Annotated in this window: 18 protein-coding genes; 10 read left to right on the forward strand and 8 right to left on the reverse strand. The window is 65.6% G+C overall.

The window, feature by feature from the left end; translation table 11 throughout:
- The first annotated feature begins 6 nt into the window (after positions 1-6).
- Positions 7-1,074: a maleylacetate reductase gene (locus B2W55_RS31115; protein ID WP_024583819.1), complete on the forward strand. Its 1,068-nt coding sequence runs from the start codon at positions 7-9 to the stop codon at positions 1,072-1,074.
- Here the strand turns inward: B2W55_RS31115 and B2W55_RS31120 are convergent, their stop codons facing one another.
- On the reverse strand, positions 1,075-2,529 hold the full coding sequence (locus tag B2W55_RS31120) for a GH1 family beta-glucosidase (protein ID WP_024583818.1): 1,455 nt from the start codon (positions 2,527-2,529) through the stop codon (positions 1,075-1,077).
- Positions 2,530-2,777: 248 nt separating this feature from the next.
- Between B2W55_RS31120 and B2W55_RS31125 the strand changes: the two genes are divergently transcribed.
- From B2W55_RS31125 to B2W55_RS31150, 6 genes are all read left to right on the forward strand, one after another.
- Positions 2,778-5,444 carry a M1 family metallopeptidase gene (locus B2W55_RS31125; protein ID WP_029879842.1) on the forward strand — a complete coding sequence of 889 codons (2,667 nt, stop codon included), beginning with the start codon at positions 2,778-2,780 and terminating at the stop codon, positions 5,442-5,444.
- A 78-nt stretch (positions 5,445-5,522) separates the two neighbouring features.
- Positions 5,523-7,175, forward strand: coding sequence for an acetolactate synthase large subunit (locus B2W55_RS31130; RefSeq protein WP_024583816.1), 1,653 nt, complete (start codon positions 5,523-5,525; stop codon positions 7,173-7,175).
- A 137-nt stretch (positions 7,176-7,312) separates the two neighbouring features.
- The gene (gene pgm / locus B2W55_RS31135; protein ID WP_024583815.1) at positions 7,313-8,953 is read left to right on the forward strand and encodes a phosphoglucomutase (alpha-D-glucose-1,6-bisphosphate-dependent); all 1,641 of its coding nucleotides are present in this window, start codon (positions 7,313-7,315) and stop codon (positions 8,951-8,953) included.
- Between the two features lie 22 nt (positions 8,954-8,975).
- A complete protein-coding gene (locus tag B2W55_RS31140) occupies positions 8,976-9,932 on the forward strand; it encodes an NAD-dependent epimerase/dehydratase family protein (protein ID WP_024583814.1) in 957 nt (318 codons plus the stop codon).
- A complete protein-coding gene (locus tag B2W55_RS31145) occupies positions 9,925-10,800 on the forward strand; it encodes a dihydrodipicolinate synthase family protein (RefSeq protein ID WP_024583813.1) in 876 nt (291 codons plus the stop codon). Before B2W55_RS31140 ends, B2W55_RS31145 begins: the two co-directional genes overlap by 8 nt.
- 207 nt (positions 10,801-11,007) lie before the next feature.
- Entirely contained in the window at positions 11,008-13,335 is a 2,328-nt protein-coding gene (locus B2W55_RS31150; protein WP_024583812.1) for a xanthine dehydrogenase family protein molybdopterin-binding subunit, read from the forward strand.
- A 136-nt stretch (positions 13,336-13,471) separates the two neighbouring features.
- Here B2W55_RS31150 and B2W55_RS31155 read toward each other — a convergent pair whose 3' ends face one another.
- The 3 genes from B2W55_RS31155 to B2W55_RS31165 are packed head-to-tail and all read right to left on the reverse strand — an operon-like array spanning position 13,472 to position 16,692.
- Complete coding sequence (locus tag B2W55_RS31155; protein WP_024583811.1) at positions 13,472-14,668, reverse strand: acyl-CoA dehydrogenase family protein; 1,197 nt, start codon at positions 14,666-14,668, stop codon at positions 13,472-13,474.
- Between the two features lie 13 nt (positions 14,669-14,681).
- The gene (locus B2W55_RS31160) at positions 14,682-15,827 is read right to left on the reverse strand and encodes an acyl-CoA dehydrogenase family protein (RefSeq protein ID WP_024583810.1); all 1,146 of its coding nucleotides are present in this window, start codon (positions 15,825-15,827) and stop codon (positions 14,682-14,684) included.
- 7 nt (positions 15,828-15,834) lie between these two features.
- Positions 15,835-16,692, reverse strand: coding sequence for an enoyl-CoA hydratase (locus tag B2W55_RS31165; protein WP_029879840.1), 858 nt, complete (start codon positions 16,690-16,692; stop codon positions 15,835-15,837).
- 159 nt (positions 16,693-16,851) lie between these two features.
- Between B2W55_RS31165 and B2W55_RS31170 the strand changes: the two genes are divergently transcribed.
- Genes B2W55_RS31170 through B2W55_RS31180 form a run of 3 tightly spaced genes read left to right on the forward strand, consistent with a single transcriptional unit; the run spans position 16,852 to position 18,884 of the window.
- Entirely contained in the window at positions 16,852-17,466 is a 615-nt protein-coding gene (locus B2W55_RS31170; protein ID WP_024583808.1) for a LemA family protein, read from the forward strand.
- A 22-nt stretch (positions 17,467-17,488) separates the two neighbouring features.
- On the forward strand, positions 17,489-18,382 hold the full coding sequence (locus tag B2W55_RS31175; protein WP_024583807.1) for a TPM domain-containing protein: 894 nt from the start codon (positions 17,489-17,491) through the stop codon (positions 18,380-18,382).
- Positions 18,383-18,386: 4 nt separating this feature from the next.
- A complete protein-coding gene (locus tag B2W55_RS31180; protein WP_024583806.1) occupies positions 18,387-18,884 on the forward strand; it encodes a TPM domain-containing protein in 498 nt (165 codons plus the stop codon).
- Between the two features lie 22 nt (positions 18,885-18,906).
- On the opposite strand, the gene B2W55_RS31185 is transcribed toward B2W55_RS31180, so the two are convergent.
- The 4 genes from B2W55_RS31185 to B2W55_RS31200 form a co-directional block, all read right to left on the reverse strand.
- A complete protein-coding gene (locus B2W55_RS31185; RefSeq protein ID WP_024583805.1) occupies positions 18,907-20,256 on the reverse strand; it encodes an MFS transporter in 1,350 nt (449 codons plus the stop codon).
- Positions 20,257-20,335: 79 nt separating this feature from the next.
- A complete protein-coding gene (locus B2W55_RS31190) occupies positions 20,336-20,950 on the reverse strand; it encodes a glutathione S-transferase family protein (RefSeq protein WP_024583804.1) in 615 nt (204 codons plus the stop codon).
- Between the two features lie 141 nt (positions 20,951-21,091).
- The gene (locus B2W55_RS31195) at positions 21,092-21,901 is read right to left on the reverse strand and encodes an MBL fold metallo-hydrolase (protein WP_024583803.1); all 810 of its coding nucleotides are present in this window, start codon (positions 21,899-21,901) and stop codon (positions 21,092-21,094) included.
- Complete coding sequence (locus B2W55_RS31200; RefSeq protein WP_244442299.1) at positions 21,898-22,368, reverse strand: Crp/Fnr family transcriptional regulator; 471 nt, start codon at positions 22,366-22,368, stop codon at positions 21,898-21,900. Before B2W55_RS31200 ends, B2W55_RS31195 begins: the two co-directional genes overlap by 4 nt.
- Positions 22,369-22,463: the final 95 nt, after the last annotated feature.

Consider the following 22,463-nt stretch of genomic DNA (forward strand, 5'->3'; position numbering starts at 1 on the left):
ACAGCCATGGTCCAATCATTCACCTATCAAGTCAGCCCGATGCGCGTCGTATTCGGGACCGGCACGGTTACGCGGCTGGCCGACGAACTCGATCGGCTCGGCATCAGGCGCGCGCTGGTGCTGGCGAGCCGGCGGCAGCAGGCCGAGCTCGGCGATCTCGCTGCCCTGACCGGCGGCCGGATGTCCGGGGTGTTCGACGGTGCGGTGGTGCACACGCCGGTCGACGTTACCGAACGCGCGATGGAGACGGTCCGCAAGCTCAAGCCCGATGGCGTGGTTGCAATCGGCGCGGGCGCTGCGACCGGCCTGAGCAAGGCGATCGCGTTGCGCACCGATCTGCCGCAACTGATCGTGCCGACCAGCTATGCCGGATCCGAGATGACGCCGGTGCTCGGCCAGACCGTGGACGGCGTCAAGACCACGCAGTCGTCGCCGAAGATCCTGCCCGAGGCGGTGATCTACGACGTCAACCTGACGCTCTCGATGCCGGCGAAGTTCTCCGCGATATCCGGCCTCAACGCGATCGCCCATGCGGCCGAGGCGCTCTATGCGCGCGACGGCAATCCGATCACCTCGCTGATGGCGGAGGAGGCGATCGCGAAGCTCGCCTCGTCGCTGCCGGAGGTGATCGACCGGCCACGCGATCTCGATGCGCGCTCGGACGCGCTCTACGGCGCGTGGCTGTGCGCGGTGTGTCTCGGCACCGTCGGCATGGCGTTGCACCACAAGCTCTGCCACACGGTGGGGGCGCTGTTCGACCTGCCGCATGCCGAGACCCACGCCGTGCTGCTGCCGCACACCATCGCCTACAACACGCCGGCCGCGCGGGATGCGATCGGCCGTGCCGCGAAGGCGCTGGGAGTGCCTGACGCGGCCGATGGCCTGTTCGATCTGTCGGCAAGGCTCGGCGCGCCGCACTCGCTCGCCGAGATCGGCATGCCCGAGGACGGCATCGCCAAGGCCGCCGTGCTCGCCACCAAAAACCCCTACTGGAATCCGCGGCCGATCGAGGTGGCCGGCATCGCCGATCTGCTCAGACGGGCATGGGCCGGTGCGCGGCCGCAAGCCGGGTGATCAGGCGCCGATCGCGTTGCGCGCGATGACGTCGCGGTAGAACGCCGCGCTCAGTTTCGGCGCGCGGGCCTGGCTCTCGAAATCCACCCGATAGAGGCCGAAGCGCTTCTTGTAGCCGAAGATCCATTCGAAATTGTCCATCAGGCTCCACAGGAAATAGCCATGGACCGGGATGCCGTCGGCGGTCGCGCGCTGCAACTGGGCGAGGTAGTTGCGCAGGAACATGATGCGGTCGAGGTCGTAGATCTGCCCATCGGGCTCCACCTTGTCCTCGCCGGAGGTGCCGTTCTCGCTGATATAGATGCTCTTGATGTTCCAGAGCTTGGCTGCGATCCGCGGCGCCCAATAGATCGCCTCCGGCGCGATCCGCAGCCAATCCGAATTCATATGCGGAAACGAGGCCGGCATCGGCAGCGGCTTCCACCCGGGCGCACTGTCGGTGGCGAGGACGTAGCAGTGCGGGGCGTAGATGTTCAGCCCGACGAAATCGTTGGGCTGCGCGATGATCTTCAATTCCTCGGCCGTGAATTTGGGGGCGTCAGCGCCGGCATATTGCAGGAAAGCCTCGGTGTACTTGCCTTCGAGGAGGACGCCGAGGAAGCCGGCATTGAGCTCGCGCGTCGCGATCTCGGTGGCGCGGATGTTCTCCGGCGTGTTGATCGCGGGCACGCAGGCTGTGATGTTCTCGGCCGGCCCGACCCGCGTGCCGGGCCGCCCTTTGGCACGGATCGCCTGCACCGCGAGGCCATGCGCCAGCGCGACATGGTGGCGGGCCTGGTTCACCTCGGCCGGCGGCAGCGTCAGCCCCGGCGCGTCGACGCCGAGCGCATAGCCGAACGGCAGGAAACGCCCGACCTCGTTGAGGGTGAAGATGTTCTTGACCCGGTCGGTCAAACGCTGCGCCACATAGCCCGCGTAATCGCCGAACGCCTTCGCGGTGTCGCGCGAGCGCCAGCCGCCGACGCGATCCTGCAATGCCTGCGGCAGGTCCCAGTGATAAAGCGTGGCGTAAGGCTCGATGCCGTTCGCGAGCAGCTCGTCGACCAGGCGATTGTAGAAGTCGAGGCCCTTCGGATTCGGTGTGCCGGTCCCATCGGGAAACACCCGCGGCCAGGCGATCGAGAACCGATACGCCTTGGCGCCGAGGTCCTTGATCAGGCGGACGTCGTCCTTGTAGCGGTGATAGTGGTCGGTGGCGCGATCGCCGGTCGAGCCATCCTCGATCTTGCCGGATGTGTGGGTGAATGTGTCCCAGATCGACGGGCCGCGGCCGTCCTCGTTGACGGCGCCCTCGACCTGATAGGACGAGGTCGCGGTGCCCCAAACGAAGCCCGCGGGAAAGTTCGCGCCGTCGGGCCGCGCAGTGCGGTTCGCCGCATGCGCCGGAGCCGGCAGGCCCAGCGCCGAAAGGCCTGCAAGGCCCGCAAACTGCCGGCGCGAGAATTTTTCAAACATGGTTGTCTCCGGTCGCCGGCCGTCGCGGCTGGAATGCCAGTTGCAGGTTAACCTTCCACCCGGCCGTAGAGCAACACGGGCCGAGAGGCCGAGGCGGCGCGACGAGTGCGCGTCAATGGCTACGAGCCGCTACATTGTCAATGTCGCGGAGTTGTCAGTTTTGCGGCGACATTTTCTCTACTAGATTGCCTGCTAGGTCCTTCCGCAATGAGATCTGAAAATCCCGAGATCCCGGTGAGCCGCGCGCGATGAACAAGCTTGCAACCCACGTCCGAACCGAGCTGCTGCGTCGTCTTGCCACGGCGATCGGCCTGCTGCTGGTCGCGGTGGCTGGCGCACAGGCCGAGCAGACATTCTCGTTCGATCGCACGCCCGGAAAACTGCCCAAGACGGTCGTCCCGCTGAACTACGCGATCGAGCTGACGCCGGATTTCACCAGCCTGGCGTTGCCTGGTATCGAGACCGTCGACATCGAGGTACGTGAGGCCACTGCGCAGCTGACGCTGAACGCGATCAGCACCACGTTTGCCGAGGTCACAATCGACGATGGCGCGCAGCGCGCGGAGGTCGCGACCGACGCCGCAACGCAGACCGCGACGCTGACCTTCGCCCAGCCGCTTGCGGTCGGGCGCCACAAGCTTCGTATCGCCTTCACGGCGCAGATCAACAAGTTCGGCACTGGCCTGTTCTCGGTCGATTACCCGACCCGGACCGGGATCAAGCGGCTGATCTCCAGCAAGCTGGAGCCGGCCGATGCAAGGCGGATCTTCCCGTGTTGGGACGAGCCGTCGTTCAAGGCGAGCTTTGCGCTGACGGTGCTGATCCCGCGCAATCTTCTCGCGGTCGGCAACATGCCCGTGACGAGCGAGCAGCCGGCCACCGGCGATCTCAAGAAGGTCGTCTTCGCACCGACGCCGAAAATGTCGACCTACCTGTTCGAGCTTACGGTCGGTGATCTCGAACGGATCACGGCGGATGCCGGTGGCGTCACGATCGGCGTGGTGACAACGGCGGGCAAGAGCGGGCAGGGCCGGTTTGCGCTCGACAGCGCGGTGCAGCTGCTCGCCTACTACAACGACTATTTCGGCGTGAAATATCCGCTGCCGAAGCTCGATTTGATCGCCGTTCCCGGCGGGTTCGGCGGCGCGATGGAGAATTGGGGCGCCATCACCTTCTTCGAAAGCCGGCTGCTGTTCGACCCTGCCACTAATGCGGAGACCGCGCGACGCGGCATCTTCGGCATCATCGCGCACGAGATGGCGCATATGTGGTTCGGCGATCTCGTCACCATGGCCTGGTGGGACAATCTCTGGCTCAACGAAGGTTTCGCCAGCTGGATGGCGACCAAGGCCTCGGCGCAGTTCTATCCGCAATGGCAGAGCTGGCTGAACGGCTATGGCGCCAAGCAGTTCGCCATGGCGCTTGATGCGCGCCGCACCTCGCATCCGGTGCAGCAGCCGATCGCCGATCACAGCGAGGCGGTCACGGCCTTCGACGCCATCACCTACAACAAGGGAGAGGCGCTGATCCGGATGCTGGAGAATTATCTCGGCGAACAGCCGTTCCGCGACGGCATCCGCAAATACATGGCAGCGCACGCCTACAGCAATTCGACCACGGCCGATCTCTGGCAGGCGCTCGAGACGTCCGGCGGCAAGACCATCACCGGCATCGCGGCCTCGTTCACCGAGCAGGACGGCGTGCCGCTGGTCGTGGCCGAGACGGCCTGCGATGGCGACGCGCAGCGCCTGACCTTGCGGCAGGACCGCTTCGTGATCGCACCGGCCAACGATCCGCCGCTGCCGGCCCATAGCTGGCAAGTTCCGATTGCGGTGGGACCGGCGCATGGCAAGGCCTTCGGCGAGATCCTGCTGAAGGGCAGCGCCGATATTCCAGCCGGCGCCTGCGGGGACGCGATCAAGGTCAATCTCGGCGATGTCGGTTACTACAGGGTGGAATATGGCCTGAAGAACCGCGGGGCATTGCTCAACGCATTCCCGCAAATGCAGGTGGAGGACCGGCTCAACGTCGTCTCCGATAGCTGGGCCTTGGTGCAGGCCGGCCGCGCCGAGCCGCCGTCCTACCTTGCGCTGCTCGACGCACTCGATGCCGCCGACCACCGCGCGGTGTGGGACCAGGTGATCTCGACACTTCTCACGGTCAACCGCCTGTCGCGCGATCGCGCCGAGCGGCCGGTGATCCAGGCCTATGCCTGCGCCAAGCTGCGCCCGGTGTTCGACCGGATCGGATGGGACGGACACGGAGCGGGCGACGACGACACCGCCTTGCTGCGTGCCAGCCTGATCTCGGCGCTTGGCGATCTCGGCGATGCCGCCGTGGTGGCGGAGGCGAAGCGGCGCTTCGCGGCGTTCCTCGATGATCCCAACGCGTTGCCGACCACGCTGCGCGATGCCGTCACCCATGTCGTCGGTATCACCGCCGATCGGACGACCTACGACAGATTGCTGACGCTGGCACGCACCAGCACGGTCACCAATGAGCGGCTGCGCTACTACTTTGCCGCAGCCAGCGCCCGCGACACCGAACTGGCGCGCGCGACGCTGGCGTTGACGCTGACCAACGAATTGCCCGACACCATCGTCACCGGGATGATCAACGCGGTTGCGTCGGCGGGTGAGCAGCCGCAACTCGCCTGGGACTTCGTCCAGGCCAATTTCGACGCGCTGCTGGCCAAGCAGGGGCCGAGCTTCCGTGACCAGTTCGTGCCGAGCTTCATGACCAATTTCACCGACGAGGCCCATGCTGCGGAGCTTGCCGCCTTCGCCCCGTCGCAATCGACCAGCGGTGGCCGGGTGATGGTCGCGCGCGCCGTGCAGGCGATCGCGATCTCGGCCGATCTCTCCCAGCGGGTGCTCCCTGCCGCCGACGCCTGGATCAAGGCCCACAAGCCATGAGGTCGCGAGGGAGTTTCCGGCGGCGCGCGATGCGGCTATGCTCGGTGCGCGGCATGCAATCAACGATGCGAGGTTGAGATGGTCAAAGGTTCCGATCTGCTGGTCGCTGCGCTCGAGAATGAGGGTGTGGAACGGGTGTTCGGCGTTCCCGGCGAGGAGAATCTCGACGTCGTCGAGAGCCTGCGCAAATCCTCGATCAAGCTGATCGTGACCCGCCACGAGCAGGCCGCGGCCTTCATGGCGGCGACCTATGGCCGGTTGACCGGAAAGCCCGGCGTCTGCATCACGACGCTCGGCCCGGGCGCGCTCAACCTCACGACCGGCGCGGCCTACGCGCTGCTCGGCGCGATGCCGATGGTGATGCTGACCGGGCAGAAAGGCATTCTGAGCAGCCGGCAGGCCAAGTTCCAGATCGTCGACATCGTCAACACGTTCCGGCCGCTGACCAAGCTGTCGCTACAGATCGTCAGCGGTGCGACGATTCCGACGCTGGTCCGCGATGCCTTCCGGATCGCGACGCAGGAGCGGCCGGGGCCGGTGCTGCTCGAATTGCCGGAGGACATCGCAGGCGAGGAGACCACGCCGGTCGACATGATCCCGCCGCATCCGATCGAGATTCCGATCGCGCATGCCGCAGCGCTCGATCGCGCCGCCGAGATGATCCTGAAGGCGCAGCGTCCGCTGATCATGCTTGGCGCCGCCGCCTCGCGCCCACGCTCGACCGCGGGCATCGGCGACTTCGTGCGGCGCACCAAAATCCCGTTCTTCACCACCCAGATGGGCAAGGGCACGGTGTCCGGCGGCACCAACCAATATATGGGGACCGCAGCGCTAAGCGAGCGCGACTATGTGCATGAGGCGATCGACCGCGCCGATCTGATCATCGCGATCGGCCATGACACGATCGAGAAGCCGCCTTTCATCATGGGGCCAAAGGGCCCGCAGGTCGTGCATGTCAGCTACATGCCGGCCAATGTCGAGCAGGTCTATTTCCCGCAATGCGAGGTGATCGGCGATGTCGGGCCGAGCCTTGAATTGCTGGCCGACCGGCTCGAGGGCAAGCTGCCGCATGCCAGCGCGCTGCTCAGCCTGCGCGAGGGTATCCTGGCCAAGATCACCGATCGCGCCACCGAGGGCCGCTGGCCGCCGACGCCGCAGCGCATCGTGCACGATGTGCGGCAGGTCATTCCCGAGGACGGCATCGTCGCGCTCGACAACGGCATGTACAAGATCTGGTTCGCGCGCAACTACCGCACGCTGTTGGCGAACTCGCTGCTGCTCGACAACGCGCTCGCCACCATGGGCGCCGGCCTGCCGTCGGCGATGATGGCGGCGATGCTGTATCCGAAGACCCGCGTGCTCGCGGTCTGCGGCGATGGCGGCTTCATGATGAACTCGCAGGAGATGGAGACCGCGGTACGCCTCAAGCTCAACGTCGTGATCCTGATCCTGGAGGACTCCGCCTATGGCATGATCCGCTGGAAGCAGGCGGTCGACAATTTCCCGGATTTCGGCCTCACCTTCGGCAATCCGGATTTCGTCAAATACGCCGAAAGCTACGGCGCCAAGGGCTCGCGGATCGAGAGCACGGATGCGATCGTGCCGACCCTTGAGCGGGCGTTCTCCGGCGGCGGCGTCCACCTCGTCGTGGTGCCGGTCGACTATTCCGAGAACAAGCGGGTGCTGGTCGATGAGTTGCGCGAGAAGGTGCAGCAGATCGACGTCTCTTGACGCAATGCTGCAACTGCTACGGAACGAAAAGCCCTCGGCTTGATTGAAGGTAAGCCACCATGGTAGCACGCCGAGCGATCAAGCCATGGCATCACTCGTTGTGCTGATGGTCGGCGATACCAGATCTGAGAGGTCACGTGACTGCACCAAATCCCGCCGCCGGCAAACCCATCGATCCCTCAGCGCTTGTCAATGTGCCGCGGCTGGTCACGGCCTATTTTGCGGGCAAGCCGGACCCCAGCGATCCGACCCAGCGGGTTGCTTTCGGCACCTCGGGTCATCGCGGCTCGTCGCTGAAGAACTCCTTTAATGAAGACCATATCCTCGCGACCACGCAGGCGATCTGCGATTACCGGCGTGAGAAGGGGCTCACGGGCCCGCTGTTCATCGGCATCGATACCCACGCGCTGGCCGAGCCGGCGCTGGCAAGCGCGGTGGAAGTGTTCGCGGCGAACGGCGTCGAGATCATGATCGATGCGCATGGCGGCTACACCCCGACGCCGGTGATCTCGCATGCGATCCTGAGCTACAACAAGGGACGCAGCACGGGCCTGGCGGATGGCGTCGTCATCACGCCGTCACACAATCCGCCGGAGGACGGCGGCTACAAATACAATCCGCCGCATGGCGGCCCGGCCGACACCGACGTCACCGGCGTGGTCGAGAAGAACGCCAACCGCTACATCGAGGCCGGGCTGAAGGGCGTCGCGCGGATGCCGTATGACCGCGCGCGCAAGGCGGCGACCACGCATCTGCACGACTTCGTCACGCCTTACGTCGCCGACCTCGGCAACACCGTCGACCTCGCGCTGATCAAATCCGCGGGCGTCAAGATCGGCATCGATCCGCTCGGCGGCGCGGCGGTGCATTACTGGCAGCCGATCATCGCGCGCTACGGGATCAATGCCACGGTCGTCAACAACGTGGTCGATCCGACCTTCCGCTTCATGACCGCGGACTGGGACGGCAAGATCCGGATGGACTGCTCCTCGCCTTTCGCGATGGCGAGCCTGATCGGGATGCGCGACCGTTTCGACGTCGCCTTCGCCAACGACACCGATGCCGACCGCCACGGTATCGTGACCCGCTCCAACGGGCTGATGAATCCGAACCATTTCCTCGCCACCGCGATTGCCTATCTGTTCGCGCACCGGCCGCAATGGAGTGGGAGCGCTGCGATCGGCAAGACCATCGTGTCGAGCTCGATCATCGATCGCGTCGCGAGGAAGCTCGGTCGCAAGCTGGTCGAGACGCCGGTCGGCTTCAAATGGTTCGTCGAAGGGCTCGGCAGTGGCGGCTTCGGTTTTGCCGGCGAGGAGAGCGCCGGCGCCTCGTTCCTGAAGCGCGACGGCTCGGCCTGGACCACCGACAAGGACGGCATCATCCTCGGCCTGCTGGCGGCGGAGATCATCGCCAGGACTGGCCGCGATCCCAGCGAATTGTTCAATGAGCTGACCGCCGAGCTCGGTGTGCCCTACTACGAGCGCATCGACGTCGCGGCGACACCAAAGCAGAAGAACGCGCTGAAGGCGCTCGGGCCGGAGCAGCTCAACATGACCGAGCTCGCAGGCGATGCGGTGCGCGCGGTCAGGACCAAGGCGCCGGGCAACGACCAGCCGTTCGGCGGCATCAAGGTCGAGAGCGACGCCGGTTGGTTCGCCGCGCGTCCCTCCGGCACCGAGGATGTCTACAAGATCTATGCCGAAAGCTTCCGCGGGCCGGATCATCTGAAGAAGATCCAGGGCGACGCGCAGGCCGCGATCGCCAAGGTGTTCTAAGGCACGGGGCCGGGCGGACGTCATGCGTGTATTGTTGACCGGCTCCTCCGGCTGGCTCGGCCGTTTCCTTGCGCCGCGGCTGCGACAGGCCGGCCACGATGTGACGGGCCTCGACGTGGTCTCGGGTGAGATGACCGATGTGATCGGCTCGGTGGCCGAACGATCGGTGGTCGATCGGGTTTTCGCCGATCACGGCATCGAGGCGGTGATCCACGGCGGCGCGCTGCACAAGCCCGACATCGCGCGGTTCTCGCCGCAGGTCTTCGTCGATGTCAACGTGTCAGGCACGCTCAATCTGCTGCAGGCCGCCGTAGCTGCCGGCCACAAGCAGTTCGTCTTCACCTCGACCACGTCGCTGATGATCTCGCAGGCGATCCGCGACGAGGAAGGACACGCCGCGGTGTGGCTCGACGAGACCACGGCACCGCTCGAGCCGCGCAACATCTATGGTATCACGAAACTCACGGCCGAGGGGCTGTGCCGGCTGTACAGCCGCGAGCATGGGCTGAACTGCGCGGTGCTGCGCACCAGCCGTTTCTTCCCCGAGGACGACGACACCATCCGCGGCATCCATGGCGAGAACCTGAAGGCGACCGAGCTGCTGTACCGCCGCCTCACGGTCGAGGACGCTGCCGACGCCCATGTCGTGGCGCTGGAGAAAATCCGTGGCTTCGAGGTGCTCGTGATCAGCGCGCCGACCCCGTTTGCGCGCAGCGATGTCGCTGATCTGAAGACCGACGCGGCCGGCGTGATCGCGCGCCACTTTCCCGACGCGCCGGCGCTGTTCGCGCGGCAGGGCTGGCAGCTGCCCATATCGATCGGCCGGATCTACGATGCTGGCAAGGCTGAGCGGCTGCTCGGTTTCCGCGCGGTAACCGACTTTGCCGCCGTGCTCGGCGCCCTGCGCAGCGGCGAGCCGCTTCCCTTTGCGCACGATCCCGATTATGTCTCGCCGTCGACGAGGCTCGCAAATGGCTGATTTCCACGGCGTCTTTCCCTATCTGGTGTCCCCGGTCGATCCCGCCGGCCATGTCCGCACCGAGGTGCTGGGCCGGCTCTGCGACGACCTGATCAAGGCCGGCGTCCACGGGCTGACGACGCTCGGCTCGACCGGCGAGTTCGCCTATCTCAACAATGCGCAGCGCATGCAGGTGGTGGGGACCACGATCGAGGCCGCGCAGGGCCGCGTGCCGGTCGTGGCCGGCGTCGCCTCGACCTCGACGGCCGATGCGGTGGCGCAGGCCAAGGCCTATCAAAAGCGGGGGGCTGCCGGCATCCTTGCGATCCTGGAGGCGTATTTTCCGCTCAGCGACGCGCAGGTGGAAGCCTATTTCCGCGCCATCGCCGACGCGGTCGACATTCCCGTCGTGATCTACACCAATCCGAACTTCCAGCGCTCCGACCTCACGCTCGACGTCATCGCGCGGCTCGCCGGGCACCCGCGGATCGGCTACATCAAGGACGCCTCGACCAATACCGGCCGCCTGCTGTCGATCATGAACCGCTGCGGCGATAGCCTGAAAGTGTTCTCGGCCTCCGCCCACATTCCGGCCGCCGTGATGCTGATCGGCGGCCATGGCTGGATGGCGGGCCCGGCCTGCATCATCCCGCGGCAGAGCGTCGAGCTCTACGACCAGTGTCGCCGCGCCCGCTGGGACGAGGCGATGGCCCTCCAGCGCAAGCTCTGGCGCATCAACGAGGCATTCGCCCGTTTCAACCTCGCTGCCTGCATCAAGGCCGGGCTCGCGATCCAGGGCTACGACGTCGGCGACCCCGTGCCGCCGCAGGCGCCGCTCACCGCCGAGCAGCGCAAGGTGGTCGAGGCCGCGCTGCGGGATCTCGGCTGAAACCGGCTTGCGCGTTGCATTGGTTCTCACCACTTCGTCATTCCGGGGCGAGGCGAAGCCTCGAGCCCGGAATCCATAACCACCATCGGGAGTATGGATTCCGGGCTCGCGCCAAAGGGGCGCGCCCCGGAATGACGCCGGTGGTGGTTGTCTAAAGCCAACAATCCGCTAAAACCCGCCGAAATTTCTGAACTCAAGGACCATTCGATGAACATTCTTCCCGGCAATATGCGTTTTGGTGCGGGCCAGCCAGTCAAGCGTCTGGAAGACCAGCGGCTGGTCACCGGGAAGGGACATTTCATCGACGACAAGCCGGAGGACGGCGCGCTCTGGCTGCACGTGCTGCGCTCGCCGCATGCCCACGCCAACATCAAGTCGATCGACGCCAAGGCGGCGTTGGCGATGCCGGGCGTCGAGGCGGTCTATACCGGCGCCGACCTCGTCAAGGACGATATCGGCACCTTGCCGACGCTCGCGATCTTCAAGCGGCCCGACGGCTCGCCGATGACGGTGCCGCCGCGGCGCCTGCTGGCGCATGAGGTCGTGCGCTATGCCGGCGAGGGGGTTGCGGCCGTGGTCGCGACCTCGCGCGTGCTGGCGCAGACCGCGGCCGAGGCGATCGAGGTCGACTACGAGGTGCTGCCATCGGTGGTCGATCCGGTCGAGGCGATCAAGCCGGGTGCGCCCGCGGTCTGGCCGGAGGCGCCCGACAACATCGTGGCCGCGATGAGCTATGGCGATGCCGCCAAGGTCGAAGCGGCCTTTGCCAGCGCCGCGCACAAGGTGTCGCTCGATCTGGTCAGCCAGCGCCTGGTGCCGTCGGCGATGGAGCCGCGCTCGACCATCGCCGAGATCGAAAAGAAGACCGGACGGCTCATCCTTCATGTGCAGTCGCAGACTCCAGGCTCGACCCGTGACCTGCTGGCGGAATCGATCCTGAGGCGGCCGAAGGAGAGCGTGCGGGTGCTGGTCGGCGACATCGGCGGCGGCTTCGGCCAGAAGACCAGCCTCTATCCGGAAGACGGCGTCGTCGCCTATGCCGCGACCAAGCTGAACAAGAAGATCCGCTGGCGCGGCGACCGTACCGACGAATTCGTCGGCGGCACCCATGGCCGCGACCTCACCTCGACCGGCGAGTTCGCGCTCGACGCCAAAGGCCGCGTGCTGGCCTATCGCGTGCGCTCGATCGGCGGCACCGGCGCCTATTCGTCGGGCACCGCCAACATCATTCCGCTGGTGCTCGGCCCGTTCGTGCAGACCGGCGTCTATGACCTGCCGCTGGTGCATTTCGAGGTCAAGTCGGTGATGACCCACACCGCGCCGGTCGGCGCCTATCGCGGCGCCGGCAGGCCCGAGGCCGTGTTCATCGTCGAGCGGCTGTTCGATGCCGCCGCGCGCCAGATCGGCATGGACCCGCGCACCATCCGCAAGGTCAACTACATCAAGCCGGCGCAGCTGCCCTACACCAACGCGGTCGGGCAGGTGTACGACTCCGGTGCCTTCGCGCACATGCTGGAGCGCGCCTCCGATCTGGCCGACTGGAACGGCTTTGCCGCGCGCAAGAAGGCGGCGAAGAAGAAGGGCCTGCTCTACGGCCGCGGCCTGACCAGCTACATCGAATGGACCGGCGGCCGTGCCCATACCGAGAAGGTCTCGCTGCACGCCACCGCCGAGGGCCGCGTCATCCTGCATTCCGGCACCATGGCGATGGGACAGGGTCTCGCCACCACCTACACCCAGATGGTCGCCGACTCGCTCGGCGTGCCGATGGACAAGATCGATGTCATCCAGGGCGACACGGATCTGGCTACCGGTTTCGGCAGCGTCGGCTCGCGCTCGCTGTTCGTCGGCGGCACCGCGGTTGCGGTCTCGACCAACGACATGATCAACAAGGCGCGCGACAAGGCTTCCAATTTGCTGGAAGCGTCCGTCGGCGACATCGAGTATCGCGACGGCTTCCTCACCGTGGTCGGCACCGACCGGCGCATCAGCCTGTTCGAGATCGCAGCCAAGGAGAACGGCGCCAAGCTGTCGGTGGACAGCGAGGGCGAGGTCGACGGGCCGAGCTGGCCGAACGGCACGCATATCTGCGAGGTCGAGATCGATCCCGAGACCGGCGTCACGCGGGTGGTGCGCTACACCACGGTCGACGATGTCGGCATCGCGGTCAACCCGATGCTGGTGACCGGCCAGATCCATGGCGGCGTCGCGCAGGGCATCGGCCAGGCGCTCTATGAGGGCGTCGCCTACAGCGAAGAGGGCCAGCTACTCACCGCGAGCTATCAGGATTACTGCGTGCCGCGCGCGGACGACATTCCGCCGCTGTCGGTGACGCTCGACCCCTCCGCGCCGTGCAAGACCAACCCGCTGGGCTCGAAGGGCTGCGGCGAGTCCGGTGCGATCGGCGGGCCGCCCTGCATCACCAACGGCGTGATGGACGCGTTGAGCGAGGTCGGGATCAAGCAGCTCAACACGCCGCTGACGCCATCGAAGATTTGGCAGGCGATCAGGGACGCGAAGGTAGGGGCGGCGTAAGCCCGTCCTCTCTCCACCCGTCATTCCGGGGCGCGCGTAAGCGCGAGCCCGGAATCCATCGGGCCTCATGACTTGCGGCTTGATGGATTCCGGGCTCATCGCTTCGCGATGCCCCGGAATGACGGGAAGAGGGGACCTACAACCCCAGCACCATCTTCGCGATGATGTCGCGCTGGATCTCCGACGAGCCGCCGAAGATCGTGTAGGCGCGGCTGTTGAGATATTCCGGCACCACCGGCAACAAATCCTCCGGGATGACAGGCTCATGGTTGAGCCGGTAGAGCGGCCGCGCCGGCTCGACGGCAAGGCCGTCCTGGCCGATCACGTCGACGCCGAGCCGCGTCACCGCTTGGCGGATCTCGCTGACGCGGAGCTTGATCAGCGACGACACCGCGCCGGGATTCTGCCCGGTCTGTAGCGCCGACAGCACGCGCAGCTCGGTCATCTCGAGCGCATCGATATCGACCTCGAGCTCCGACATCCGGATCGAGATGTCGGGGTCCTCGATGGCGCGGCCGGTGGCCTCGGAGCTGGCGAGATCGGAGATCGTCTTCAGCGCCTCGCGCAGCTTGGCGGACGCGATGCCGGAGCCGCGCTCGAATTCGAGCAGATACTTGCCGTAGGTCCAGCCCTTGCCTTCCTCGCCGACGCGGTTGGCCACGGGGACGCGAACGTCGTCGAAGAACACCTGGTTGACTTCGTGGTCGCCGCCGATGGTCAGGATCGGGCGGGTGGTGATGCCCGGCGTCTTCATGTCGATCAGGATGAAGCTGATGCCATCCTGCTGCCGCTCGCCCTCGTTGGTGCGCACCAGCGCGAACATGCGGTTGGCGTGATGCGCATGCGTGGTCCAGATCTTGGTGCCGTTGATGACATAGTCGTCGCCGTCGCGTACCGCGCGGGTCTTCAGCGAGGCGAGGTCGGAGCCGGACCCCGGCTCGGAATAGCCCTGGCACCAATAGTCCTCGCCGGAGAGAATCCGCGGCAGATAGAAATTCTTCTGCTCCGGAGAGCCGAAACCGATGATGACCGGGCCGACCATCTTGACGCCCATCACGTTGACATTGGGCACACCGGCGCGGGCGCATTCGGCCTCGAAGATCCAGCGCTGCGCCGGTGTCCAGTCCGGCCCGCCATGGTCCGCCGGCCAGCCCGGCGCGCCCCAGCCCTTCTTGTGCAGCGCGCGCTGCCAGGCCATGCCGATATCGGGGTCGGAGAACACAGATGGCGTCAGCGCGGTGGCGCGCTTCATTTCCGGCGTCAGGCTGCTGGCGATGTAGTCGCGCACTTCCTGTTCGAAGGCGCGCTCTTCGGCGCTGAAGGTGAGATCCATGATGCGCTCTCCGTTACGCGTCGGCGCGGCCGCTCAGGGCGGCATGGCGGCGATAATGATGGGCACTGCCGCCGAACAGCGTGTCGAAGGCGAGCAGCCGCTTGAAATAGGCGCCGATGTCGAGCTCCTCGGTGACGCCCATGGCGCCGTGCAGCTGCACCGCCTGCTCGGCGACGAAGCGCGCGCATTTGCCGATCTTCGCCTTGGCGCCGGACGCCGCACGGCCGCGCGCCACCGGCTCGGCATTGGCCATGAGCGCTGCGCGTAGCGCCATCGAGCGGGCTTCATCGACCTGCATTGCCACGTCGGCGAGGCGATGGCGGATCACCTGATTGGCCGACAGCGGCCGGCCGAACTGCTTGCGGATTTTTGTGTATTCGAGCGTGGTGTCGAGCAGCGTCTGCATGATGCCGACCGCTTCCGCACCCAGCGCGGCGATCGCGCGGTCGACCACGGTTTCGATTGCCGGCAGCGCGTCCTGGCCGTTGCCAAGCCGGGCGTCGCCGGGCAACTGCACATCGCTGAGATCGAGATTGCAGCCGCGCCCACCGCCGAGCCGCGCATAGTCGCGCACGGTGAGGCCGGGCGTTCCCGCCGGCATCAGGAACAGGGCAAGCTTGCCCGATGCGCCATTGGCGTTGGCGATGCGGGCGGAGACGATAATCTGGTTGGCTGCTGCGCCGTCGAGCACGGCGATCTTGCTGCCGTTCAGCCGCCAGCCGTCGGCGGTCTTGGCGGCGGTGGTGTCGACATGGGCGAGGTCGAAGCGCGCGGCGCGTTCCGAATGCGCGAAGGCGAGTGTGAGCGCGCCCTCGGCCACCTTGGGCAGGATTACCTGCTTCTGCGCCTCGGTGCCGAATTCGGTGACCAGGGCTGCGCCGATCACGACGGTGGAGAGGAATGGCTCGGACACCAGCCCGCGCCCGAACGCTTCCATCAACAGTCCGATCTCGATCGCGCCGCCGCCGAGCCCGCCATGGGCTTCGGCGATCGGCAGCGCCAGCCAGCCGAGCTCGGCGAACTGCTTCCAGATCGCAGGCGAATAGCCCAGCGGATCGTTCGCCGCTTGCTTTCGATGCTCGGGGTGAAAGGTCTCCGCCACGAAGCGGTCGGCACTTTCGCGCAGCAGGCGCTGCTCGTCGCTTAGGGTCAGGTCCATCTGGTCACTACACGTTGGCGGTTTTCTTGACGACGGAGGGATGCAGACCCGCGGGGTCCACCACCATTCCGAATTCCTGAAGATTGTGGGCGTGGCAGAGCTGATGCAGCGCAAAGGCCTGATCGATCGCGGCGGGCTGCCCCATGATGTCGATCGAGCGGTTCACAGCTTCCTTCGAGAGTTTCAGTGCAAAGGCCGGCTTGGCCGCGATCCGGCGCGCCAGTGCCAGCGTGAACGTCGAGAGATCGCCGCGCGGCGCCACGTGATTGACCATGCCGAGGCGATGCGCCTCGTCGGCGCTCCAGACATCGGCGGTGAACAGCATCTCCTTGGCCTTGCGCGCGCCGAGTTCCCAGGGATGCACGAACCATTCGACGCCACAGACCCCCATCGTCACCACGGGGTCACAGAACTCGGCGTCATGGCTGGCGACGATCAGGTCGCAGGCCCAGGCCAGCATCAGCCCACCGGCGATGCACTTGCCGTGCACCTCCGCGATCGTCGGCTTGGCGAGATTGCGCCAGCGCCGCGTGATCTGCAGATAGATCTCCTGCTCGCGCGCGAAGCGGCCGTGGGCATTGGGCTCGGCGAAGCCACCCCAATTTCCGACTGGCGGGAAATCGACGCCCGCCTCGTTCTTGCCGGCCGGCCGCAGATCGTGACCGGCCGAGAAATGCGGCCCATTGCCGGCGAGGATGATGACCTTGACCGCATCATCCTGCACCGCGCGGTCGAAGGCGGTGTTGAGGTCGTAGGTCATCTGCAGGTTCTGAGCGTTGCGCGCCTCAGGACGGTTCATCACGATCCGCGCGATCGCCGGATCGGGGCGCTCGACGACAATCGTCTCGAATTGTTCAGACACCAATGGATCCTCCCAGGATCGATTTTTTCGCCATGATGAACGGCGCGGGGAGGGATAGGCAAGGGCCATCATCCGTAAAACCGGCCGCGAATCCCGCCACGCGGGATTGTCGGGCGAAAATCTGTTACCGTGACGAGAGAATCCACCGGGAGGACCACCTACATGCGCAAGCTTTGGACCGTGCTGGCAGCGCTGGCGACATTGAGCCTGACCAACTGCGGCTACAACGCGATCCAGACCAATGACGAGCAGGTCAAGTCGAGCTGGTCGGAGGTGGTGAACCAGTACCAGCGTCGTGCCGACCTGGTGCCGAACCTGGTCAACTCGGTGAAGGGCTTTGCGCAGCAGGAAAAGGACGTGCTGCTCGGCGTCACCAACGCGCGTGCCAAGGTCGGCAGTATCCAGGCCACGCCCGAGGTGCTGAACGATCCGGCCGCGTTCCAGAAGTTCACGCAGGCACAGGGCGAACTCACCAGCGCGCTGTCGCGGCTGCTGGTCGTCACCGAGAACTACCCGCAGCTGAAATCGGATGCGCTGTTCCGTGACCTGATGGCGCAACTCGAGGGCACCGAGAACCGCATCACCGTGGCGCGCAATCGCTACATCAAGGCGGTGCAGGACTACAATGTCGGCATCCGCACCTTCCCGAACAACCTGACCGCGATGGTGTTCGGTTACAAGGAGAAGCCGAACTTCACGGTCGACAATGAGAAGGAGATTTCGACCGCGCCGAAGGTCGATTTCAATCCGGCTCCGGCGCCCGCGCCGTCGAAGTAACGCCGGCTGGACACCCATCGCGATGACCGCTGCACGCGTCATCCTGCTCGCTTTCCTGCTGGGCTTCATCTGCCCGGCATGGGCCGAGGTCGCGGTGCCGCCGCTCACCGGGCGCGTCGTCGACCAGACCGGAACGCTGTCGGCAACCGACGTCGCCTCGCTGAATGATCGGCTGAAGGATCTGGAAGCGCGCAAGGGCAGCCAGATCGCGGTCCTGATCGTGCCGACCACGGGCGAGGAAACCATCGAGCAGTTCTCGATCCGCGTTGCCGAGGCCTGGAAGATCGGGCGCAAGAAGGTCGACGATGGCGCGCTGTTCGTCGTCGCCAAGAATGACCGGCATTTGCGCATCGAGGTCGGCTACGGGCTCGAGGGCGTGCTGAGCGATGTCGTTACCCACCGCATCATCGATGAGGACGTCACGCCGAAATTCAAGACCGGCGATTTCGCCGGTGGCATCTCGGCCGGCGTCGACCGGATGATCCGCCTGATCAATGGAGAGCAATTGCCGGCGCCGGAACCCGAGCATTGGCAGGGACCCAATCTGGTCGATCTCGCCAATCCGGTGACGATCTTCATCGTCATCATCGTGGCCAGCGTGCTGCGCGCGATGCTGGGGCGGTTGTTGGGTTCGGCCGCGACCGGCGGCATCGTCGGCGTGTTCGCCTGGATGGTGGCCGGTTCGCTCGCCACCGCCATCGTCGTCGGGCTGTTCGCCGCCGTCGCGGCGCTGATCTTCGGCGGTTTGAATTTCGGCGGTCCAACGGCCGGCTCGGGACCCTACCGGCGCGGTGGCGGTTACTCTGGGGGCTGGTCCGGCAGCGGCGGGGGCTGGAGCGGCGGCTCGAGTTCGGGTGGCGGCTTCAGCGGCGGAGGCGGCAGCTTCGGCGGCGGCGGCGCCTCGGGGAGCTGGTAGGCACATGGGCATCAAGCGTATCGGCAAGCATCTGCTGGAACATCGTTGGCGTGTGCGGCGCGAGTTTCCGCCGCGCGTGCTCGATGCCATCGAGCAGGCGATCAAGGCCGGCGAGGCGACCCATGCCGGCCAGATCCGCTTCGTCGTCGAGGGCGCGCTTGACGGTGTGCCGCTGTTCCGCGACCAGCCGGCGCGGGAACGCGCGATCGACGTGTTCTCGCATCTTCGGATCTGGGACACGCATCACAATAATGGCGTCCTGATCTATCTGCTGCTGGCCGATCGCGATGTCGAGATCGTCGCCGACCGCGGCATCGACGCGAAGGTCGGTCAAGCCAATTGGGAAGCAATCTGCCGCGTGATGGAAACGGATTTCCGCGCCGGCCGCTTCGAGCAGGGCGTGATCAACGGCATCGCAGCGGTGTCGCGGGAGCTCGCGAAATATTACCCGCACGCAGCCGGCGGCCCGAACGAACTGCCGGACAAGCCGGTGGTGATCTAGCCCGATACGTGCCTGGTTCGCGCTATGTCGCGCGCCGGTCGCCGGCCAATGGGAGCGACGACAGGTCGGGTCCGATGGTGGCTTTCGGCCGGTAGATCGAGAGCCCGGCGAGGCCCACCGCGGCGGCGAACAGGATGTAGTAAACCGGCGCGGCCTTGTCGCCGGTGGTCTGCACCAGCCAGGTGTTGATGAACGGCGCCAGACCGCCGAACAGCATGACCGCCAGATTGTACATCAGCGATGCGCCCGTCGAGCGCACGCCGACGGGGAATATCTCGGTCATGAAGGCCGGCATCGGGCCGGCCAGGAAGCCGAGCAGGATGGCCGTGATCTGCAACAGCCACAGCTTCGCGGTCGTCGGCTCCGCGGCGAGGCGTTGCAGCAGGATGTAGAACAGCACCGAGTAGAGGATCAGCGCCGGCACCAGCACGGCGCGGCGCCCGATCCGGTCGGAGAGCGTCCCCGCCACGACCGCGATCACGGCATTGGCGAGACTGACGCAAAGCAGTCCCAGCTGCGCGTTCAGGAGCGGCAGTTTCAGCTCGCTGACCGCATAGGCCGGCAGGAAGATCGCATTGACGTAGTTGATCGCGGTGCCGGCGGCGATCAGGCAGAAAGAGGCGATCAATTCACGCGGATGCTCCGTGAAGAGCTGGCCGAGGGTGGTCTGCCGCTTCGGTTGTGCGGTCGCGGCCCGTTCGGCCAGATAGGCCTGAAACTCCGGAGACTCGTCGCAGCGCTGGCGCAGATACCATCCGGTCGGCCCGATCAGGATGCCGAGGATGAACGGCACGCGCCATCCCCAGCTCGCGAATGCGTCCGCCGACAGGCCGAGGTTGAGCCCGATCGCCATCGCCGCGCCGAGGCCGAAGGCGAGCGACTGCGACACCATCTGGAACGAGCCGTAGAGCCCACGGCGACCAGGCGGCGCGAACTCGATCAGCATCGCGCTGGCGCTGCCGAATTCGCCGCCGGCGGAAAAGCCCTGGATCAGGCGCGCCAGCAGCAGCAGCAATGGCGCCGCGATGCCGATCGCGCCGAAGGTCGGCAGGAAGCCGAGCATGCCGGTGCCAACAGCCATCAGCGTGATCATCACGATCAGCGCCTTCTTGCGCCCGTGCCTGTCGGAATAAAGCCCGAACACCAGCCCGCCCAGTGGCCGCGCCGCGAACGCGATGCCGAACGTGGCGAAAGTCAGCAGCAGCGACGAGTTCGGATTGTCGGCCGGGAAGAACAGCTTGCCGAGGATGCCGGCGAACAGCCCGAACACCGTGAAGTCAAACCACTCCAGCGCATTGCCGATCGTCGAGGAGATCACGACACGGCGGCGCATTTCCGCCAGAGCTTCAGCGTTCGCGGCGTCGGCTTGCATCACTCTGTCCTTCCCTGTCGGCGGCAATTGGTCGTTCCGCGGTTCGTCCTCCGCGGGGCCGGTCTCTGCGCTCGGATGCCTATGCCTTCACGGAGGGTCGCTCGCCGACGCGATTGAACCAGGCCACGATGTTGCCGTTCGACTGATCCAGCGGCTGGCCGACCTGGTTGCCGAAATCGATCCAGCAGTAGAGCAGCATGTCGGCCAGCGTGAAGCGTTCGCCGCAGATGTATTTGCGCCCGTCCGCCATCTGGTCATCGAGCCATTTGATGCGGTTGGCGGCGATCATCTTCAGTCCCGGCGAGGCTTCGGGCGCGACCGGAATGCGTTTCTCGAAGAACTTCAGCGCCTCGCCGAAGCGGTAGCCATTGGCGAGCGGCTCGGCGATGTTGAGGTCGACACGGCGGGTCCACATCCGGCATTCCGCGCGCTCCTCCGGCGTGCTGCCGATCATCGCGGGCGCGGGATGCTTCTCCTCGAGATATTCGCAGATCGCGGTGATCTCCGAGAGGTAGTTGCCGCAGTCCAGCTCGAGCGCGGGCATCTGGCCATGCGGATTGCGCTTCAGATGGGCGTCCTCGCGGTTCTCGCCCTTGCGCAGATCGACGGTCTGTTTGGGGATCTCGATGCCCTTCTCGGCCATGAACATGCGCACGATGCGCGGGTTCGGTCCGATCGAGTCGTAGAGTTTCATGGTCCTCGCTCCCTGTCTTCTTGCTTTGTTGTTGCTCTGTTGAACAGGCCGCGAATGAATTTGTCAAATTCCGTGATGTGGCTGGCGGCACGCGATGGCGGGACCTGAATTGTTGCGCGATGTGACACGCGCAGACGGATGTCAATCGTCGAGCTTGTTGAGGTCGCGCACCGACTGCATGATCGGCTCGAAATTCGAGCGCGCATCCAGCGCGTCGAATAGCTGAGCGGTGTCCTCGAGCAGCCCGTGCGAGCGTTGCAGCGCGATCCGCACGTCGTCCTGCGGCGTGTCGGACAGCCGGCCGTGACCCGACAGCAGGATCTTCGAATCGAGGCCCCTCAACCGTTCCAGCGACTGGATGTAGTCGGCGATCGAGCCGGAACCGAACACGCCGCCCATCACCCCGCCGGGCATCAGCGTATCGGCGGCGAACAACAGGCCCTTGTCCTGGTCGAACAGCGTGATGCAGGCCGATGTGTGGCCCGGCGTGTACATCACGTTGAGGCGGAAATTGCCGAGGTCGATCAAATTGCCTTCCTCGAGCCAGATGTCGATGTCGATCGGCACGTTCGGCTCGTTGAACATCTTGCGCAGCATCGAGAAGTCGTCGCGCAGCATGATCTTGTTGGCGGCGAGCCGGTGCGCGGCGATGTAGGCGCGGCCGTGGAAATGCCAGGCGGCGCCGATGTGATCGAGATGCTCGTGGCTCAGCACCACCATGTCGATCATCTCGGGCGTCACGCCGAGATGGTCGAGACAGGCGACCAGCGACGGGTAGTTGGTCGACAGCCCGACGTCGATCAGGATGGTTCGCTTGTTGCCGCGTACCAGATAGGCGTTCGCCGCGCGATTCTTGAACCGGATCTGGTAGACGTCGTCGGCGGCCTGGATCAGCGTCGCGACGTCGGTGTCGAACAGCGTCTTGAATGGGCTTGGCCTGCGCTCGCTCATGATGCGGCCGCCGCACGGTAGGTGACGGCGTTGGAGGCGCGCAGGCGTTTCGAGAGCGCGTCCATCACCATCAGCGCGAACGCCGGCTGCTGGCTGACCAGATAGACGAAACGGGCGTGGTTGATCCGCATCACCCGCGTGCCCGGCGCGGAGGCAATGGCGGTCGCCGAGCGCGCCGAACCGTCGATCACCGCCATCTCGCCGAAGAACTCGCCCTTGCCGAGGCTGACGATGATCGTCTTGTGCCCGCCATCGACCTTGGCGATGTCGACCTTGCCGTCGAGCACGACAAACAGCTCGCGGCCGGTCGAGCCTTCCTCAAAAATGACGTCATCGACATCAAATTCATTGATGCATTTCTCGATCGTCATGGCACTCCCCTGCCTTCTGGCTGGAAGATGGCGGTATGTTAATCGGGAAAGTGCCGCGCGCAAACGGAAGCGGTGCAGATTGCCGCAGGGCAACATCGCCCAAATCCGGCCCGGAAAACTCCCTAAAATTTAGGTAATGGCGGGCGAGGGTAACCATTTCGCAAGCAATAAAAGTTACCGAATTGTCAACC

The sequence above is a fragment of the Bradyrhizobium sp. UBA2491 genome, assembly GCF_002341725.1.
In the GTDB taxonomy this organism is placed as follows: Bacteria; Pseudomonadota; Alphaproteobacteria; order Rhizobiales; family Xanthobacteraceae; genus Bradyrhizobium.

Coding starts and splice junctions, on each gene's coding strand:
- B2W55_RS31200 (WP_244442299.1), bottom strand. CDS start 22,368: ATGTTGCCCTGCGGCAATCTGCACCGCTTCCGTTTGCGCGCGGCACTT.
- B2W55_RS31185 (WP_024583805.1), bottom strand. CDS start 20,256: ATGCAAGCCGACGCCGCGAACGCTGAAGCTCTGGCGGAAATGCGCCGC.
- B2W55_RS31180 (WP_024583806.1), top strand. CDS start 18,387: ATGGGCATCAAGCGTATCGGCAAGCATCTGCTGGAACATCGTTGGCGT.
- B2W55_RS31195 (WP_024583803.1), bottom strand. CDS start 21,901: ATGAGCGAGCGCAGGCCAAGCCCATTCAAGACGCTGTTCGACACCGAC.
- B2W55_RS31140 (WP_024583814.1), top strand. CDS start 8,976: ATGCGTGTATTGTTGACCGGCTCCTCCGGCTGGCTCGGCCGTTTCCTT.
- B2W55_RS31160 (WP_024583810.1), bottom strand. CDS start 15,827: ATGGACCTGACCCTAAGCGACGAGCAGCGCCTGCTGCGCGAAAGTGCC.
- B2W55_RS31145 (WP_024583813.1), top strand. CDS start 9,925: ATGGCTGATTTCCACGGCGTCTTTCCCTATCTGGTGTCCCCGGTCGAT.
- B2W55_RS31125 (WP_029879842.1), top strand. CDS start 2,778: ATGAACAAGCTTGCAACCCACGTCCGAACCGAGCTGCTGCGTCGTCTT.
- B2W55_RS31120 (WP_024583818.1), bottom strand. CDS start 2,529: ATGTTTGAAAAATTCTCGCGCCGGCAGTTTGCGGGCCTTGCAGGCCTT.
- B2W55_RS31115 (WP_024583819.1), top strand. CDS start 7: ATGGTCCAATCATTCACCTATCAAGTCAGCCCGATGCGCGTCGTATTC.
- B2W55_RS31190 (WP_024583804.1), bottom strand. CDS start 20,950: ATGAAACTCTACGACTCGATCGGACCGAACCCGCGCATCGTGCGCATG.
- B2W55_RS31175 (WP_024583807.1), top strand. CDS start 17,489: ATGACCGCTGCACGCGTCATCCTGCTCGCTTTCCTGCTGGGCTTCATC.
- B2W55_RS31150 (WP_024583812.1), top strand. CDS start 11,008: ATGAACATTCTTCCCGGCAATATGCGTTTTGGTGCGGGCCAGCCAGTC.
- B2W55_RS31155 (WP_024583811.1), bottom strand. CDS start 14,668: ATGGATCTCACCTTCAGCGCCGAAGAGCGCGCCTTCGAACAGGAAGTG.
- B2W55_RS31170 (WP_024583808.1), top strand. CDS start 16,852: ATGCGCAAGCTTTGGACCGTGCTGGCAGCGCTGGCGACATTGAGCCTG.
- B2W55_RS31130 (WP_024583816.1), top strand. CDS start 5,523: ATGGTCAAAGGTTCCGATCTGCTGGTCGCTGCGCTCGAGAATGAGGGT.